12 protein-coding genes are annotated in these 17,866 nt (G+C 64.8%); 9 read left to right on the forward strand and 3 right to left on the reverse strand.

Features of this window, described 5'->3' with window-relative positions:
- The coding region (locus JHD59_RS19590; RefSeq protein ID WP_199155481.1) for a Na+/H+ antiporter family protein at nt 1–1,204 on the reverse strand (1,204 nt) is incomplete at its 3' end.
- 208 nt (nt 1,205–1,412) lie between these two features.
- Here JHD59_RS19590 and JHD59_RS19595 point away from each other — a divergent pair.
- Complete coding sequence (locus tag JHD59_RS19595; RefSeq protein ID WP_043626803.1) at nt 1,413–1,709, forward strand: DUF2325 domain-containing protein; 297 nt, start codon at nt 1,413–1,415, stop codon at nt 1,707–1,709.
- A 237-nt stretch (nt 1,710–1,946) separates the two neighbouring features.
- On the forward strand, nt 1,947–2,342 hold the full coding sequence (locus tag JHD59_RS19600) for a thioesterase family protein (RefSeq protein WP_103318091.1): 396 nt from the start codon (nt 1,947–1,949) through the stop codon (nt 2,340–2,342).
- A 149-nt stretch (nt 2,343–2,491) separates the two neighbouring features.
- On the opposite strand, the gene JHD59_RS19605 is transcribed toward JHD59_RS19600, so the two are convergent.
- Complete coding sequence (locus JHD59_RS19605) at nt 2,492–3,211, reverse strand: helix-turn-helix transcriptional regulator (protein ID WP_199155482.1); 720 nt, start codon at nt 3,209–3,211, stop codon at nt 2,492–2,494.
- A gap of 324 nt (nt 3,212–3,535) precedes the next feature.
- Here JHD59_RS19605 and JHD59_RS19610 point away from each other — a divergent pair, with 324 nt between their 5' ends.
- Both JHD59_RS19610 and JHD59_RS19615 read left to right on the forward strand, forming a co-directional pair.
- Nucleotides 3,536–4,486 (forward strand): hypothetical protein, encoded by a 951-nt coding sequence (locus JHD59_RS19610; RefSeq protein ID WP_199155483.1) that lies wholly within the window; start codon nt 3,536–3,538, stop codon nt 4,484–4,486.
- On the forward strand, nt 4,483–4,830 hold the full coding sequence (locus JHD59_RS19615; protein WP_199155484.1) for an antibiotic biosynthesis monooxygenase: 348 nt from the start codon (nt 4,483–4,485) through the stop codon (nt 4,828–4,830). Before JHD59_RS19610 ends, JHD59_RS19615 begins: the two co-directional genes overlap by 4 nt.
- On the opposite strand, the gene JHD59_RS19620 is transcribed toward JHD59_RS19615, so the two are convergent.
- Nucleotides 4,822–5,598 (reverse strand): class I SAM-dependent methyltransferase, encoded by a 777-nt coding sequence (locus JHD59_RS19620; RefSeq protein WP_199155485.1) that lies wholly within the window; start codon nt 5,596–5,598, stop codon nt 4,822–4,824. The two genes, JHD59_RS19615 and JHD59_RS19620, sit on opposite strands and share 9 nt — an antisense overlap.
- Nucleotides 5,599–5,920: 322 nt before the next feature.
- Here JHD59_RS19620 and JHD59_RS19625 point away from each other — a divergent pair, with 322 nt between their 5' ends.
- The 5 genes from JHD59_RS19625 to JHD59_RS19645 form a co-directional block, all read left to right on the forward strand.
- Nucleotides 5,921–12,100 carry an Ig-like domain-containing protein gene (locus tag JHD59_RS19625; protein WP_199155486.1) on the forward strand — a complete coding sequence of 2,060 codons (6,180 nt, stop codon included), beginning with the start codon at nt 5,921–5,923 and terminating at the stop codon, nt 12,098–12,100.
- A 144-nt stretch (nt 12,101–12,244) separates the two neighbouring features.
- The gene (locus tag JHD59_RS19630) at nt 12,245–13,699 is read left to right on the forward strand and encodes a TolC family protein (protein ID WP_233164414.1); all 1,455 of its coding nucleotides are present in this window, start codon (nt 12,245–12,247) and stop codon (nt 13,697–13,699) included.
- Nucleotides 13,696–14,439 carry an efflux RND transporter periplasmic adaptor subunit gene (locus JHD59_RS19635; RefSeq protein WP_199155488.1) on the forward strand — a complete coding sequence of 248 codons (744 nt, stop codon included), beginning with the start codon at nt 13,696–13,698 and terminating at the stop codon, nt 14,437–14,439. Before JHD59_RS19630 ends, JHD59_RS19635 begins: the two co-directional genes overlap by 4 nt.
- A 3-nt stretch (nt 14,440–14,442) precedes the next feature.
- The gene (locus JHD59_RS19640; RefSeq protein WP_199155489.1) at nt 14,443–15,771 is read left to right on the forward strand and encodes an efflux RND transporter periplasmic adaptor subunit; all 1,329 of its coding nucleotides are present in this window, start codon (nt 14,443–14,445) and stop codon (nt 15,769–15,771) included.
- Nucleotides 15,772–15,774: 3 nt separating this feature from the next.
- The coding region (locus tag JHD59_RS19645; RefSeq protein ID WP_233164415.1) for an HlyD family efflux transporter periplasmic adaptor subunit at nt 15,775–17,866 on the forward strand (2,092 nt) is incomplete at its 3' end.

A 17,866-nucleotide genomic window follows, 5' to 3' on the forward strand; every position in this document is an offset into this window, starting at 1 on the left:
GGCCGGAGGTCGGCCCCATGGTGGAGTCCGATGCCGGCGAACCGGCGTCGCCCAAGGCGCCAGCGGTGCCGATGATGGCCACGGTGGCCAGCGGCGAGAAGCCCAGGTGCGCGCACAGCGGCACATAGATGGCGGTGAGGATGGGCACGGTGGAGAACGAGGAGCCGATGCCCAGCGTCACCGTCATGCCGATGGCCAGCATCGCCAGGGCCGCCAGCGAGCGCTGGCCCTCGAACAGCGCCGCGCCGGCCTTGACCAGCGGCGCGATTTCGCCGGTGGCGCGCAGCACTTCGGCGAAACCCTGGGCGGTGATCATGGTGAAGCCCACCATCGCCATCATCTTCATGCCTTCGTTGAACACGCCGTCGGCATCTTTCCACTTGACCACCCCTGCCGCCAGGAATAGCAGAAAGCCGGACAGCGCGCCCATGATCATCGAGCCGGTATACAGCTGCACCGAGAAGGCCGCGACGATGGCGGCGCAGGCCGTGGCCAGCGATTTACGGCTGACGCGGGCATGCGTGCGCTCGGCGTTTTCTATCTTGCCCAGCGAATAGCGGCGCGGCCGGCGGTAACTAAACAGCACCGCGACCAGCAGGCCCGCTACCATGCCCAGCGCCGGTATCGCCATCGCGTGCATCACGTTGATGCCCGAGGTGTCCATGCCGGCCTTGGCGGCGTTGCCGAGCAGGATCTGCTTCAGATAGATGTCGCCGAAGCCGACCGGGAACACCATATACGGCGTGACCAGGCCGAAGGTGAGCACGCAGGCCACCAGGCGGCGGTCCAGCTGCAGCCGCGCCATCACATACAGCAGCGGCGGGATCAGCATCGGGATGAAGGCGATGTGGATGGGCACCAGATTCTGGCTGGCGATGCTGACGCAGCCGAGCAGCGTGATCAGCGTCCATTTCAACTTGCCGTGCGCGCTGTGGTTTTCCAGTTTTTTCACGGCCAGATCGGCCATGGCATGCGGCAGGCCGGACTTGGCGATGGCGACGGCGAAGGCGCCGAGCAGGGCGTAGGACAGCGCCACCGAGGCACCGCCGGTGATGCCGTTATTGAACGCGGCCAGGGTGGCGGACAGCGACAGCCCGCCGGCCAGGCCGCCGATCAGCGCCCCCAGCAGCAGGCTGATGACGACGTGGGTACGCAACAGGGTCAGGGTGAGCATGGTGCCCACGGCTAGTACAACGGCATTCATTTGTATAGACAAATCAGTAGCTTAGGCGCGTTCGCGCGGGGCGGGCAGGGTAGCCGGTTTTGGCCGGGCTGTCGAGCAGGCTGGAGGAATAGGTCTTTTATATTCCAAAGCGTGATTAGCTTTTCACTCAATATTGCTAGGGGAAATTTAAAAAGCGTTTTACAGTCGTTTCATCACCTGAATCCGCGCGACATGGCAAGGAGGCAAGATGGAAGCGTTGCTGGTAGGGGCTGACAGCCTGGGCAATATTCCGGAAGTGTTACGGAGCTACGATATCCGCATCGCCCGCCACATCTGTGGACGCAATGTCGCGCATCAACGGCGCGCGCCGCTGCCCGGCCGGCCGGATTTGCTGATCCTGTTGACCGACTTCCTCGGCCACAATGTGATGCGCAATTATCGCGATAGCGCGGCGGCCTTGGGCATCCCGGTGCTGGCCTGCCGCCGTTCCGCCACCGCGGTGGAGCAGCGCTTGCGCCATCACGGCTGGAGGCGGCTGTCATGATCTTCTCCGGCAACGAAAACTGGCTGGCCTGGCTGCTGGGCCGCACCGCGCTGCAGGCGCCGCCCCGCGTGGAATGGCGCCGCGTCGAGCCGCCACCGGCGCCGGTCAAGCGCTGAAACCGGTTGGCGGCGCTGGTTCCCCGGCCGCCGTTCTGCGAAACTCCCATCCATTGTTTGCGTCCAAGCTGCCTGCCCGCGGCTGCGGGCGCTTTATCATTGGGAAACAGGGAACCGCTTGATGTCAGTCTTTTCCGTTGAATTCAAAGTGCGCGACTACGAGTGCGATATGCAGGGCATCGTCAACAACGGCGTGTATTTCAACTACCTGGAACATGCCCGCCACGAGTTTCTGCTGGCCAAGGGCATAGACTTCGCCGCGCTGGCCCGCGACAAGATCAATCTGGTGGTGGTGCGTTCGGAGATGGACTACAAGGCCTCGCTGACCAGCGGCGACACCTTCGTTGTCACCGTGGCTTTCGAACCGGTGTCGCGGGTCCGCTTCGGCTTCCGTCAGCAAGTGATTCGCCAGGCCGACGGCAAGGTCGTGCTGGAAGGTCTGATCATCGGCACCGCCATCAACGAGCGCGGCCGGCCGGCGATTCCGGAAGGCTTCGCCGAGCGGCTGACCGCCTGAAAAACGGATTTAGCCACGAAATCCACGAAAAACACGGACGAAGGCCGACTATCGAGATCGGAGAGACGGCGGCCGTTGGTTGGCCGCTGCGTTTTTCGCGCTTTCTGCGTGTTTCCGTAGCCGAGAACGCTTTCCGCTACCCCTTTCTCTTAGGCCGATTCTGTCAGCGTCTCTGGCCGGATGCCCCACTGTTCGCGCAGAAAGGCTTGCCCGGCCGGCGTGACGCGCAGCGCGCGGCTGTCCTGCCGCCGCTCCACCCAATTCCGCTGTTGAAACTCCCGGCATAGCGCCGCGCCAAACGCGCCGGCCAGATGCGGCCGCCGTTCGCTCCAGTCCAGGCAGGCGCGCGCCAGCGGCCGTTTGCCGCGGGTCGGCGCGGTGACACCCAGGGTGGCGGCAAACCAGCGCCGTCCCGACGGCGTGACCTCGAACTGTCTTTCCTCATTCAGCAGCAACAGCCCGTCCGCTTGCATCGCGTCGGCAATAGCGATGCCCAATCGGCCCGCCAGGTGGTCGTAACAGGTGCGCGCCAGCCTGAGCTGCGGCGAAACCGGGCTGGCCGCGCGCGGTCGTTGCAGATCATGGCCATGGGCGGCCGCGCTCAAGGCTTCCAACGCCTGCGCGATGGCGACATTGGCCAGCAGGTAGTAGCGGTGGCGGCCATGCTGTTCCACCTTCACCGCGCCGCCTTGCAATAGCTTGGCCAGATGGTTGCTGGCGCTCTGCGCGCTGAGGCCGGCATGACGGGCCAGTTCGCTGGCCGGATAACTGCGGCCATCCAGCAGCAGGAGCAGCATGCGGGCGCGGCCGGGGTCGGCCAGCAGGCTGGCCAGGCGGCTGATGTCGGGCAGGTGGACGCCGTTGTTCATGGTTCACTCCAGCGTGAAACATCGTATGGGATGGCTGGCTACGATAAGGGCATCTTCAAGACTAGCCAAGGAGTTTTATCGTGCCGCAGCTGCCCTGTGATCTGCCTAACCATTCCCACCGTGACGCCCCGAGCTTGAGCGGCCGCGCTGGGGGCCAGCCGCGCCGCTCGGGAGAGGCGGCATGAACGACTGGCCGGACACGCGCTGGCCGCCGCCAGCCATGCCGACCCGTATCCTTACTATCGCGAACTGGCGCGGCAGGGCTGGATTCGCGACGAGCGTCTGGGTTTATGGCTGGCGGCCTCGGCCACTGCGGCGCAGGCGGTGCTGGCCAGTCCAGCCTGTCGGGTGCGGCCGCCCGGCGAGCTTGTCCCCACGGCATTGGCGGGTTTGCGATTGGGCGACACCTTCGGCCGCTGGCTGCGCATGAGCGAATCGCCTTGGCATCCGCCGTTGCGCGCGGCCGTCTGCGCGGCGTTTGCCGCGATGCCGCTTGCCACGGTTCAGGCCTGCGCGCATCAATTGGCGGCGGCGTTCTTGGCCGATGGGACGGTGACGGGCAAGCGTCTGGATGCCCTGGCCGATTATCTGCCGGCGGCGACATTGGCGGCCTTGCTGGGGTGGCCGGAACCGACGTGGGGCCAGGTGGCCGCCCAGGTGGCGGCGCTCGCCCGCGCCTTGGCGGCGGATGCCGACGCGGTGGCGAGAGCGCGGGGCGAGGCGGCTTGCCGTGACCTGCTGGCGCAGTTGGCGTCCTTGCCGGCCTCGGGATGGCTGGCCGATTGGCGCCAAGCGTTTGCCGAGCTGGGCGATGCCAGCCTGTACGCCAATCTGGCGGGCATGCTGTTTCAGAGCTGCGATGCCGGCGCGGGGTTGATATCGGCCGGCATGGCCTGGCGCTGCGGCGCGCCGTGGGATGGCAACGATGACGCGGAATGGAGCCGCCGGCTGCAGGCCGATCCGGTGCTGCATCACACCCGCCGCTTCGTTGCCGAGGAGGTCGAGTTGGCCGGGCAGCGCTTGCTTGCCGGCGATGTGGTGCTGGTGTTGCTGGCCGCCGCGGCGCAGGACCCGGCGGGGCCGGGCGAGGCGATGGATTTTGGCCGGGGCCGCCATGGTTGTCCCGGCGAGCGGCTGGCGCGGGCCATTGCAAAGGGCGCGCTGGCGGCGCTCGAGGCGGCGCGGCCGGATTGGGAGGCTTTGGCCGGTTCTATTCGCTTCCGCCATCTGCCCAATGCGCGGATACGCCGTTTTGGCGCAGGAGAGGTACGATGATCGCGGTGATTTTTGAAGTGACGCTGGCCGAAGGTGGGCGGGATGGCTATCTGGCTTGGGCCGGTCGGCTGGCGGAGACGCTCAAGCATATGGATGGCTTCATCTCCATCGAGCGTTTCCAGAGCCTGGCGCGGCCAGACACCTTGCTGTCGCTATCGTTCTGGCGCGACGAGGCTGCGCTGGCGGCCTGGCGCAATCTGGCTTCGCACCGGATGGCGCAGGCGGCGGGACGGGATGGGCTGTTCGCCGACTACCGCCTGCGGGTGGCGGCGGTGCTGCGCGATTACGGCATGAACGCGCGTGGGCAGGCGCCGGCAGACAGCCGCGCCGCGCATTCAGCCTGAGGCCAGGGCCTTGATCACATAGAGGTCGAAGCGGGTGGATTTGCCGTCCAGCACGGCGGACGGCTTGACGCCCGCTATCGGCGCGCCCAGCCGCGGCCGCTTGACCACCACCCGCACTTTGGCGGCGGCGATGGCGGCGGCCAGCAGCTCGGCGCTGTCCATATCATCGCCAATGACATGCTGGAAGGCCTGCATGTCTTTCTTGGCGGCGGCGGATTTTTTGTCGGTGTCCGGGAACATCGGATCGACGAACACCACGTCCGGCCGCTGATCGTTTTCCAGACTGGCCAGCCAATCGCGCGAATTGGCGTGCACCAGACTCATGCGCGCGGCGATGTCGCGGGTGGCCTCGTCGCGAAGGGCACGCTCCAAGGCATCGGCCAGCAGCGCCGCCGCCACCGGCGAGCGCTCCACCAGCGTGACCCGGCAGCCCAGGCTGGCCAGCACGAAGCTGTCGCGGCCCAGGCCGGCGGTGGCGTCCACCACATAGGGCAAATCCTTCGCCCCTTTCAATCCCACCGCCTTGGCTACCGGCTGGCCGCGGCCGCCGCCTTGCTCGCGTCGATGGCGCGCCGCGCCTTCGACGAATTCGGCGAACACCGCGCCGTGTTTGCCGGTGGTCAACAGCTCCAGCCGCTCGCCGTTCAGCTCCAGCCAATAGCCGTCGCTAGGCCGTTGTTTTGCCAACGGCAGCAAGAAACGTTCAGACAGGCGACGTGCGGTGTCGAGGCGGGCGGGTTCGGCGCAGTACAGCGGGGTAGCGGTCATCGGGCATCCTTGAAAACTGATGCGCACGATACGGGATGCGCGTTTCTGCTGCAAGTTGGCATTTTTTGCTCGGTATGTTCAGGGCGGCTAAGTAATTTTAGCTAAAGCCTCTTTACGCATATAACATTTTTTAACGAGTAAAAATGGTCTATCCATCATATGTGAACACATACTGCTCAGTGTGAGTCGCTACGGGACAAAGACTCGGCAGCCAAACCCTATCCCGCCTGACGCCGCCGTGTCTTGAACGGTTGGCGTTGGCGTGCATGGAATGGCGCGCGGCTTTGTAAACGGCTCCGGGTGTGTTGTCGGGAGAATGGTCATGGCATGGTGGAAATCGGCAAAACCGCAAGCGCAGTCTCGCGCTATGGAGCGTTCGTCCAATCGCCTGCTGTTGCAGGCGCTGGAGCCCAGGATGATGTTCGACGGCGCGGTGGCGGCTTCGCTGGGCCATGCGGCTCAGCATGTCGGTGTGATGCATGATGTGCTGGATGCCTCCGCCCAGCAACGGCACGGCGAGGCCGCGCCCCATCCGGCCGCTCCCAGCGCCGCGGCCGAATCCCATGCCGCCCCGGTTGCGGGTCCAAAAGACGGCGGCGTGCGGACCGCGTCCGCCAATGCGCCGCAGGTGGTGTTCGTCGAAAACGATGTCGCCAATCTGCAAAGCTTGGTGTCGCAACTGCCGGCCGGCTATCAGGTGGTGATTCTGGACAGCAGCAAGGACGGCTTGGCGCAGATCGCGCAGTGGGCGCAAACCCACAGCGGCTACGGCGCCATCCATATCATTTCGCACGGCCAGGAAAACGATCTGCAGCTGGGCACCGCGCAGCTCACTACCGCCAATGTCGCCAGCTATCAGGCGGAACTGGCCGCGATAGGGCAGGCCTTGCGCCCCGGCGGCGACATCCTGCTGTATGGCTGCGATGTGGCCGAGGGCAGTGACGGCGCGGCGCTGGTCAATGCGATCGCGCAGGAAAGCGGCCGAGTGACCGCCGGTTCTACCGACCTTACCGGCGCCGCCAGCCTGGGCGGCGACTGGACGCTGGAATACGCCACCGGCAAGCTGCACGTGGCGACGCTGGATCTGCCGGGCTACGGCGGCTTGCTGACGCAGCCGACTTCCGGCACCTCCAGTTTCGATTCGCTGGATGGTTCCACCACCGTAGTGCCGACCGGCAACGCCACGCTGACGGTAAGCAATTACCTTGGCTGGAATTTCACCATGAACATGAACTCGAACAGCGATGGTCAGAACGAGATGATCATCGTCGAAAAGGATGGTTCGAGCTCCACGGAAACAGTCGACGCGCTGAGCAACGGCGTCAAGCAGATCAATTATTTCTCGGTCAAGCCCAACGATGGCAGCCTGTTCACGCTGAATTCCATCACCGTGGTGATCAACGGCTACGACTCCACCTTCAATGGCGGCACCATGCAACTGGTGGGCTATCTGAATGGCTCCGCTGTCGCCGGCGCCACCTTGAGCCAGAGCGTCAGCGACATCGACAACGACGGCTCGCCGGTCACCTTCAACGTGTCCAGCAACAGCAATTTCGTCGGCATCGACTCCTTCCGCGTGATCGCGGCCAACGGCCACAACATCACCGGCTTGCTCGGCATCGGCGCCATCAACGCCACCACCTTCCATTTCCCGGGGCCGACGCTGACCGCCAGCGGCGGCAGCAGCGCCTACAGCTCCGGCAACGGCAACGCGGTGACGGTGGACAGCGGCATCACCCTCAGCGATACCGCGGCCTCGACCCAAACCAGCGCCACGGTATCGATTACCGGCAACTTCCACAGCGGCGAGGACGTGCTGGCATTTACCAATAACGGCAGCACCATGGGTAATATCAGCGGCAGCTACAACAGCGGCACCGGGGTGCTGACGCTGACCTCCAGCGGTTCCACCGCCACCAATGCGCAGTGGCAGGCGGCGCTGGAGGCGGTGACTTACCGGGACAGCTCGCTGTCGCCGAATACCAGCAACCGCACCATCAGCTTCGCCATCACCGACGCCAGCAGCAATACCAGCTCCACGGTGACCAAGACCGTCAGCGTGGCGGCGGACAGCGCGCCGGTGATCAGCAACCTGAACGGCGACAGCAACACCTATTACGCCGGCAGCGGCGCGGTGAGCCTGGACACCGGCACCGCGGCCACGGTCAGCGACAGCGATACTTCGAACTTCAACGGCGGCAACCTGACGGTGCACATCTCCGCCAACGGCCATAGCGGCGAGGACGTGCTGGGCATCAGCACCGCCGGCACGGTCACACTCAGCAACGGCACCAACTCCGGCAGCACGGTGTCGGTGGGCGGCGTCGCCGTCGGCACCATAGACGCTAGCGGCGTGGGCAGCGGCGGGCAGGATCTGATCGTCGACTTCAACAGCAACGCCACCGCTTCCAGGGTGGGCACGCTGGTCAACGCGCTGACCTTCAACGACACCGCCGGCACGCCCAATACTTCCACCCGCACCGTGCAGGTGACCGTCAACGACGGCCGCGGCGGCACCAGCACCGCCGCCAGCGTGACGATGGCGATCAGCGACGCGCCCCTGCTCACCACCAGCGGCGGCAACGCCGCCTTCACCGCCGGCGACAACGCCACCTCCACGCCGGTGGCGGTGGACAGCGGCGTCACGGTGACGGACAACGCCAGCAGCACGCTGGCCAGCGGCACGGTGTCCATTACCGGCAACTTCCACAGCGGCGAGGACGTGCTGTCGTTCACAAATGACGGCAGCACCATGGGCAATATCAGCGCCAGCTACAACAGCGGCACCGGGGTGCTGACGCTGACCTCCAGCGGCGCGACGGCGACCATCGCGCAATGGCAGGCCGCGTTGCGGGCGGTGACGTATACCGACAGCGCGGTGACGCCGAACAGCGCCACCCGTACCATCAGCTTCCAGGTGCAGGACGGTGGCAGCAATACCAGCACGGTGGCGACCAAGACGGTGACTGTGGCCGACACCGACCAGACGCCGATCGCCACCTCCAGCGGCGGCAGCACGGCCTTCACCGCCGGCAACAACGCCACCTCCACGCCGGTGGCGGTGGACAGCGGCATCACCGTGTCCGACCTCGACAACACCACGCTGGCCAGCGGCACGGTATCGATCACCGGCAACTTCCACAGCGGCGAAGATGTGCTGAGCTTCTCCAATACCAGCGCCATCACCTACGGCAATATCGTCGGCAGCTACAACAGCGGCACCGGCGTGCTGACGCTGACTTCCAGCGGCGCTACCGCAACGATCGCCCAATGGCAGGCGGCTATGCGCGCGGTGAAATACACCGACAGCGCGGTGACGCCGAACAGCGCTACCCGCACCATCAGTTTTGTGGTCAATGACGGCACCAAGAACAGTACCGCGACGACCAAGTCGGTGACGGTGGCCGATACCGACCAGACACCCATCGTCACCGCCAGCGGCGGCAGCGCGGCCTTCACCGCCGGCAACAACGTCACCTCCACGCCGGTGACGATAGACGGCGGCGTCACGGTGTCGGATCTGGACAACAGCACGCTGGCGAGCGGCACGGTGTCGATCACCGGCAATTTCCATAGCGGCGAGGATGTGCTGGCGTTCAGCAATACCAGCGCCATCACCTACGGCAATATCAGCGGCAGCTACAATAGCGGCACCGGCGTGCTGACGCTGACTTCCAGCGGCGCCACCGCCACCGTGGCGCAATGGCAGGCGGCGTTGAGGGCGGTGACCTATACCGACACCGCCATCACCCCCAACAGCGCCACCCGCACCATCAGCTTCGTGGTCAACGATGGCCAGCAGAACAGCACGGCGGCGACGCGCAGTGTCACCGTGGCCGACACCGACCAAACGCCGATCGCCACCGTCTCCGGCCCCAACGGCAGCTATCTGCTGAGCAGCTCTCCCTCTCCGGTGGCGGTGGACAGCGGCATCACGGTGTCCGACCGCGACAACAGCACGCTAGCCAGCGCCACGGTGTCGATCACCGGCAACTTCCACAGCGGCGAGGATGTGCTGGCGTTCAGCAATACCAGCGCCATTACCTACGGCAACATCGTCGGCAGCTATAACAGCGGCACCGGCGTGCTGACGCTGACTTCCAGCGGCGCCACCGCCACCGTGGCGCAATGGCAAGCGGCGCTGCAGGCGGTCACCTACAACGACACCTCGGGCACACCCAATACCGCCACCCGCACCATCAGCTTTGTGGTTAACGATGGCCAGGTGAACAGCGCCGCCGTTACCCGCAGCATCGCCATCCAACTGCCGACGCCGACGGTAAGCGGGCTGACCGCCGGTACCGACACTGGCAGCAGCAGTTCCGACGGCATCACCAGCGACGCCACGCCGACGGTGACGGGCTCGGCGGAGGCGGGCAGCACGGTGACCATCTATGTGGATGGCGTGTCGGTGGGCACCACCACAGCCAGCGGTACCGGCGCTTGGAGCTATGCCTTCAGTGACCCAATCAGCAGTGGCAGCCATGCGATAACCGCCATGGCAACCAGCGGCTCGGTGAATAGCAGCGTATCGACTGCTTACACGGTGGTGATCGACACCGCAGCGCCGAGCGCGCCGACGGGCCTGGCCCTGACCACGGCATCGGACACCGGCAGCAGCCATAGCGACGGCATCACCGACAACAACCAGCCGACAGTTCAAGGCACGGCTGAGGCGAACAGCACGGTGACGGTGTACGTGGACGGCGCGGCGGTCGGAATGGCTACGGCGAACGGCAGCGGCGCATGGAGCTACAACCTGGCCAGCAGCCTGGCTGACGGCAACCACAGCATCCGGGCGACGGCGACGGACGCGGCGGGCAACGTCAGCGCGCAGTCGACCGCTTACAACATCACCATCGACACCGCCGCGCCGAATGCGCCAACAGGCCTGGCCCTGACCACGGCATCGGACACCGGCAGCAGCCATAGCGACGGCATCACCGACAACAACCAGCCGACAGTGCAAGGCACGGCCGAGGCGAACAGCACGGTGACGGTGTACGTGGACGGCACGGCGGTCGGGACGGCTACAGCGAACGGCAGCGGCGCATGGAGCTACAACTTGGCCAGCAGCCTGGCCGACGGCAACCACAGCATCCGGGCGACGGCGACGGACGCGGCGGGCAATGTCAGCGCGCAGTCGACCGCTGACAACATCACCATCGACACCGCCGCGCCGAGCGCGCCAAGCGGTCTCGCCTTGAGCGCTGCGACTGACACTGGCAGCAGCCACTCGGATGGCATTACCAACGACAACCAGCCGACCATTACCGGTAACGCTACGGCAGGTAGTACGGTGACGGTGTACGTGGACGGCACGGTGGTCGGGACGGCTACCGCGAACGGCAGTGGAGCATGGAGCTACAACCTGACCAGCAGCCTGGCCGACGGCAACCACAGCATCCGGGCGACGGCCACGGACGCGGCGGGCAATATTAGCGCCCAATCCAGCGGCTATAACTTCACCGTCGACACCACGGGGCCGCAGGTGCAGAGTTTTACCGCGGTTGACCCGCTGAGCACTTCCGCCAGCACCTTGTCGTACCAGGTCGTCTTCAGCAAGCCTGTTGCCTCGTTCAATGCCGATGCCTTGTCTGTGGTGGCGGGCAGCGGGGTGACCGGAGCGATCTCCAGCGTGACGCAGATCAACGCCACCACCTACGTCATTGCGCTGAGCGGGGTTGGCGGCGGCGGCACGTTATCGGTGGCGATCAAGAACGGCGTAGTAACCGACTTGGCGGGCAACACGCTCTCAGGGTCGGTCAAGGCGCCCGTCTATCAGTTGATGACACAGATGGTAGCGACCTCCAATACGCCACCCACGCTTTCTACGTCCCCAGTCGTCAGCAATAGCATTCAGCTGCCGCCGATCACTCCGAATATCGTCTTGGCGGCGGTAAGCGGCAACCCCGTCTCCAGCATCAATACGGCGGCTATCGGTTCCCAGTCGACGCTTACCGACCATACCAGTCTGGGCACCGCCATTACGACGCCTTCTTTTGGCGCCGCGGACAATACGAATGGCGCTTCGCCCACCTTCATCAGCAATATCTCGGTGAATCCGGCCATCGTATTGCAGGTCAATCCGGATCTGGGCGTTCGTCCGCTGGTGTCCGGCCAGTCGTTTTCCCTCACGCTGCCACCAGCCACCATCATCACCCGGGAGTCGTCGGCAAACCTGAGCATTGTGGCCCGGCAAAGCGATGGCCAGCCATTGCCATCCTGGCTGAAGTTCGATCCGGCGACCGGCAAGTTCACTGGCCAGGCACCGGCGGGCTGGAACAAGCCGATTTCAATCGACATTCGAGTGCAGGACAAGAGCGGCCACCACGGCAACAGCCATATCCAGCTCAATTTCGGCCAATCGCGCGCGAACGGAGCGGCAGGCGGCAAGGCGATAGGCAAAACGGTCGCGGGGAAACTGGCGTTGAACCAGCAGTTTGATAAGCATGGGCACAAGGCTTTCCTGCAGCAAATGCAAGATTGGTTGGAGGGGTAAGGCGCAATCACAGGCAGGCTCGGTCGGGTAGAAGACAGTGCAGGGCATTGCCCTGGCAATCTCAAAGCTCAAGGGGGCGGAAGCATGCAAGCCGTAAAACAAGCAAGATCATGGACCTTTCGTTGGACTCCGTTAGCGGTAGCATTGGCTTTGACCGGGTGCGCGGTGACGCCGCAGCCGTTGAGCGTGGCGGATCGCCAAGCTACCTTGGCCGCCGATCGCCAGGCGATGTTCGGCAGCCAGGAACCATTGGCGGGCCCGGTAACGCTGCAGGAGGCGATGGCGCGCGCCTTGAAATACAACCTGGATTACCGTGTGAAGCTGATGGAGGAGGCGATGGCGCAGCGCCAGCTGGATTTGTCCAGCCTGGACATGCTGCCGAAGCTGGCGCTGGCGGCAGGATATACTGCCCGCAACAAGGACAATGCCTCGTCCTCCCAGAATGTGGCAACCGGAGAGCAGTCGCTGGTGCCGTCCATCTCCTCGGAAAAGCATGACCGCACAGCCGATTTGAACCTGAGCTGGAATGTGCTGGATTTCGGCGTCAGTTATTTTTCCGCCCAGCAGCAGGCGGACAGAGTGCTCATTCTGGAGCAGCGCAAGCGCAAGGTGGCGCAGCAGCTGATGCAGCAGGTGCGGGAAGCGTGGTGGCAGGCCGCGGGCGCGCAGCAGCTGCAGGACCGGGTCGATGCCTTGCTGAAGCAGGCAGAATCTGCCTTGGGGGATGCGCGCCAAGTCGAGCAGCAGAAGCTGCGCTCACCGTTGGATGCGCTCAATTACCGGCGTCAATTGCTTGATGTGATCCGGCAGATGACCGCCGTGCGCAGCGCCCTATCCCAGGCCAAGCCCAGGCTGGCCGCCATCATGAACGTCATGCCTGGCCAGGATTTCCAGATCGCGCAACCGGACGGCATGCCGGTGCCGACGCTGGGTATCGATATCGACAAGATGGAAGATATGGCCTTGCTGAACCGGCCTGAAGTGGTGGAGGCGCATTACAACCAGCGCATCAGCGCGCTGGAAACGCGCAAGGCCATCGCCAAGCTGCTGCCGGGGCTGGAGTTCAGCGTGGGCCAGCATTACGACAGCAATAAATTCCTGATCAACAATGCCTGGAGCGATGCCGGTCTGCGCATCAGCTGGAACCTGCTGAATCTGTTCAGCGCCGGCGCCATCACGCGCACCGCGCAGGCGCAGGTCGAAGTGGACAAGGCGCAGCGCATGGCGCTGAACATGGCGGTGCTGACCCAGGTTCACGTTGCCTATCTGGACTATCAGGGCAAGGCGCGGCAGTACGAGCTGGAGCACGAGCTGAACAGCGTGGATCAAGCGATCTACGAGCAGACTCGCAACGCGGTGGACAGCGGCGCGTCCGCCAGGCTGCAGGGCATTCTGGCGGACGCCAACGCCGTCTTCTCGTCCTTGCGGCTGTATCAGTCCTATGGCGACATGCAAAATGCCTATGGCCTGATGGGTGCGAGTCTGGGGCTGGACCCGCTGCCGGCGTCGACCAAGGGGTATGACCTGGCCTCGCTCAGCCAGGCCTTCCAAGGGGCGGAAAACAAATGGCAAGGCACGGTGGCTGGGGGCACGAAATGAAAACCTGCTGCCTAGCGCTGTGCTTCTGGTTGGCGGGGTCGGCCATGGCGGCCGCTCCGCAGGCGGGTTCCTCGGTCAACGCCGCCGATGGCCGCATCCGCGTGCAGCTGATGTCACGCCATGCCGTGACGTTATCGGGAGAAGTCGCCGCCAAGATTTCCGCCCTGCCGGTGGTGGAGGGCGGCAGCTTTCACCGGGGACAGTTGTTGGTGGAGTTCGATTGCAGCAGTTATCGCGCCCAGTTGCACAAGGCCCAGGCCTCGCTGGAGGCGGCCAGCCAGTTGTTGAAAGTGGATAATCAACTGGCCAAATACAACTCGGTGGGCACGCTGGAGCTGACCCAGGCCCAAGGCAAGGCCAAGGAGGCGGCCGCCGACGCCAGCTATGCCCAGACCCTGGTGTCCAAGTGCAGCATCGTTGCGCCGTTTGACGGGCGGGTCGCCAAGCGTAGCGCGGCAGTCCACCAATACGTCAATCCCGGCAATCCGATTCTGGACATCGTCGATTCCGACTCGCTGGAACTGCGCATGTTGGTGCCGTCCAAATGGCTGGCCACCCTGCAGCCAGGCCGCCGCTTCACGATCACGGTGGATGAGTTGGGGGCCAGCTTCCCGGCCAAGATAGAACGGCTGGGCGCGCAAATCGATCCGGTCAGCCAGTCCATCCTGGCCATAGGCGTGATAGACGGCAAGGCCGCCAATCTATTGCCCGGCATGAGCGGCTGGGCCAGTTTCAAATAAGCCATGGGACACGCTGATCGTAGTCGGGAACTAGCCACCTTGCTGCAGTTGTTGCATCGCGCGCGCGAGGCGGACAGCACGGCGAAGCTGGGCTTCGTCATGGTCAATGAAAGCCTGCAATTGCTGCCGTATCGCCAGGCCGCTTTTTGGGGGGAGGGATTGCACAGCCATGTCGTCGCCTTGTCCGGCTTGGCGGAACCCGACCCCACTGCGCCCTATCTGCAATGGCTGTCCTCATTGTTCCGTTATCTGCGGCCCGGCCCGGGCGATGTCGCGGCTAGCCGCAGCTGCGTCGCGGCCGACCTGCCGGATGTCTTGGGCGCGGAGTGGGGGCATTGGCTGCCGGAGCATGGCTTATGGCTTTCGCTGGGCGAGCACGGCGCCTTGCTGCTGGCGCGCGATCTTCCTTGGAGCGAATACGAGTTGCGGCTGGCGGAGGAGCTGGCACACGGTTATGCCCACGCGCTGCGCCCATTCGCGCCCCGGCGCAACTGGCGCGCGAAGGTTGGCGATTGGCTGAAGCCGGGACCACGCCGCAAGCGCTTGTTGCTCGCCGTGCTGGTGATGGTGTGCTTCCCAGTGCGTTTGAGCGTCCTGGCGCGGGCGGAAGTGGTGCCGGATGACCCGGTCCTGCTGCGGGCGCCGGTGTCCGGGGTGATAGACAAGGTCGCGGTGTTGCCCAACCAGCCGGTCAAGCGCGGCGCGGCCTTGTTCGATCTCGATGCCACGGTACTGACCGGGCAATTCGAGTTGGCGCGGGAGGAGGCAAAGGCCGCGGAGGAAAGTTTCCGCGCCAGCGCCCAGTTGGCGCTGACCGACGACAAGGGCAAGCTGGCGCTGGCCGAGGACAAGGCCAAGCTGGAAGAGAAGGACATCACGGCGGATTTCGCCGGTCGTGAATTGAAGCGCCTGCATGTTACCGCGCCATCCGACGGCGTGGTGGTGTTTTCCGACCGCAATGACTGGCAGGGCAAGGCGGTGGCGCAGGGCGAAAAAGTCATGACGCTGGCCGATCCCGCCAAAGTTGAATTGACCGCCTGGCTGCCGGCAGCGGAGGCGATCGCCGTGCAGCCGGGCAGCCAGGTCACCTTGTATCCCAATGCCTCGCCGTTCCGTTCTTATGACGCAGTCTTGCAGCGCGTGGCCTACAAGGCGGAAGTCAGCGAGGGCAATCTGCTGGCCTATCGTTTGCAGGCGCGTTTCGCGAGTGGCCAGCGCCTGCCGCAGCTCGGGCAGATGGGAACGGCCAGGGTGTATGGGGACTGGGTGCCTTTGAGCTACTACGTCTTGCGTCGGCCATTGACCGCGGCGCGCCAGTGGCTGGGGTGGTAAGCCATGGAAATGAACGGATTGCCGCCGCTGCGCCAGGAGTTGACGCTGCACGCCGGTCCGGCGCAAGCCGATGGCTCGCCCAGCTGGATGCTGCATGATCCGTCGGCCAACCGTTTTTATCAGCTCGGCTGGGCCAGTTTTGAAATGCTGTCGCGCTGGCAGCTGGGCAATGGGCCGGAGCTATTGGCGTCGGTCAATGCCGAAACCACGCTGCAGCTGAACCTGGACGATCTGCGGCAATTGCTGCTTTTCCTGCGGCAACACCAGTTGCTGCAAGCCGGTAGCGAGTCCGAGAGCGACTGGTTGTGGCGGCTGCATCAGGCCGGCAAGCCGGGCTACGCGATGTGGTTGCTGAAGAACTATCTGTTTTTCCGCATCCCCTTGCTGCGGCCGGAGGCCGGTTTGAACTGGGCCCTGCCGCGGCTTGGCCTGTTGTTCCGCCCGGTGTTCTGGTGGTTGACGGCCGGCGTCGTCCTGCTTGGCCTGGGCATGGTTTCCCGCCGTTGGGATGAATTCACCCATACCTTCTCCGCATACGGCGGATGGGCTGCCGCGCTGGGTGTCGCCATTTCCTTGGGGCTGGCGAAAATCCTGCATGAGCTTGGCCATGCGCTGACTGCGCGGCATTTCGGTTGCCGGGTACCGGCGATGGGCGTGGCCTTTTTGGTGATGATGCCGGTTTTGTACACCGACACCAACGATGTCTGGAAGCTGCCGTCGCGGCGGCAGCGGCTGCTGATCGGCGGCGCCGGCATGCTGGCGGAGCTGACATTGGCGGCCTGGGCCACGTTTGTTTGGAATTTTCTGCCGGATGGCCCGTTGCGTGCCGGCGTCTTTCTGTTGGCGACCACTACCTGGCTGGCGACGCTGGCCATCAATGCCAGCCCCTTCATGCGTTTCGATGGCTATTTTCTGCTGGCCGACTGGCTGGGCGTGCCCAATCTGCATGGCCGGGCGTTTGCGCTGGCGCGCTGGCAGATGCGCCGCGTCCTGCTGGGTTTGGACGATCCCGTGCCGGAACGCTTTCCGCCCGCGCGGCAGCGCGGCCTGATCCTGTTCGCCTGGGCAACCTGGCTATATCGCCTGGTGTTGTTCACTTCGATCGCTTTTCTGGTGTATCACCTGTTCTTCAAGGCTTTGGGCATCTTGCTGCTGGCGGTTGAGCTGGGCTGGTTCATCGCGCGTCCGATTGTCGGCGAGTTGCGGATCTGGTGGCTGCGGCGGGCAGATTTGCGCTGGCAGAGCGAGACGCGTCGCAGCGCCGCGTTACTGGGTTTGGTGTTGCTATTCCTCATCTTGCCCTGGCAAAACGATATCGCCAGCCCGGCGGTGATGGGCGCGGCGCAATCGCAAGGGTTATATGCGCCGGAAGGCGCCGTCGTAGCCGAGGTGCTGGCGAAGGACGGCCAGCGGGTGCGAAAGGGCCAGTTGTTGCTCAAACTGTATTCCCCCACGCTGGCGCAACAGCTGACGGTAGCCCGTGTCATAGAGCGCGGCCTGGCCTGGCGAGTAGCGCAGCAACCGTTCAACACGGCCTTGCAGCAGCAAGGGCAGACCCTGCAGAAACAGTGGCAAGCCGCGCAACAGCAGGTAGAGGGCCTGGCGCAGCAGGAAAAGCGCTTATGGCTGACCGCGCCGTTCGATGGCCGGCTGGCCGACGTAAGCGACGCGCTGCGCGCCGGCACTGTGGTGGCGGCTGGCGAGCGTCTGCTGCAAGTGGTCGGGCCGTATGGCATGCGCGGCGATGCCTATGTCGATGAGGATGAGCTGGCCAACGTGCGCCGCGGCGGCCACGCCACCTTCGTGGCGGACAGCGGCGAGGGGCTGGCGGTGTCTTGCAGGCTGGGCGCGATTGATCGCCTGAATCTGGCGACGCTGGATCAACCCGTGCTGGCATCGACGTATGGAGGGCCGATTGCGACCGAATCGCGAGATTACGGCCTGGTGCCCCTCCACGCGCTGTTCCGGGTCCGGCTGGAGGGGTGCGACCAGCGCCAGGCGCCGCTGCGTGAAATGGCCGGCGTCGCGCGGTTGGGCGGCGAGCATTACAGCCTGCTGCAGCGAGGCTGGCTGCGCCTGACTGCGGTGCTGGAGC

The sequence above is a fragment of the Chromobacterium sp. ASV23 genome (genome assembly GCF_016428945.1).
Taxonomy (GTDB): Bacteria; Pseudomonadota; Gammaproteobacteria; order Burkholderiales; family Chromobacteriaceae; genus Chromobacterium; species Chromobacterium sinusclupearum.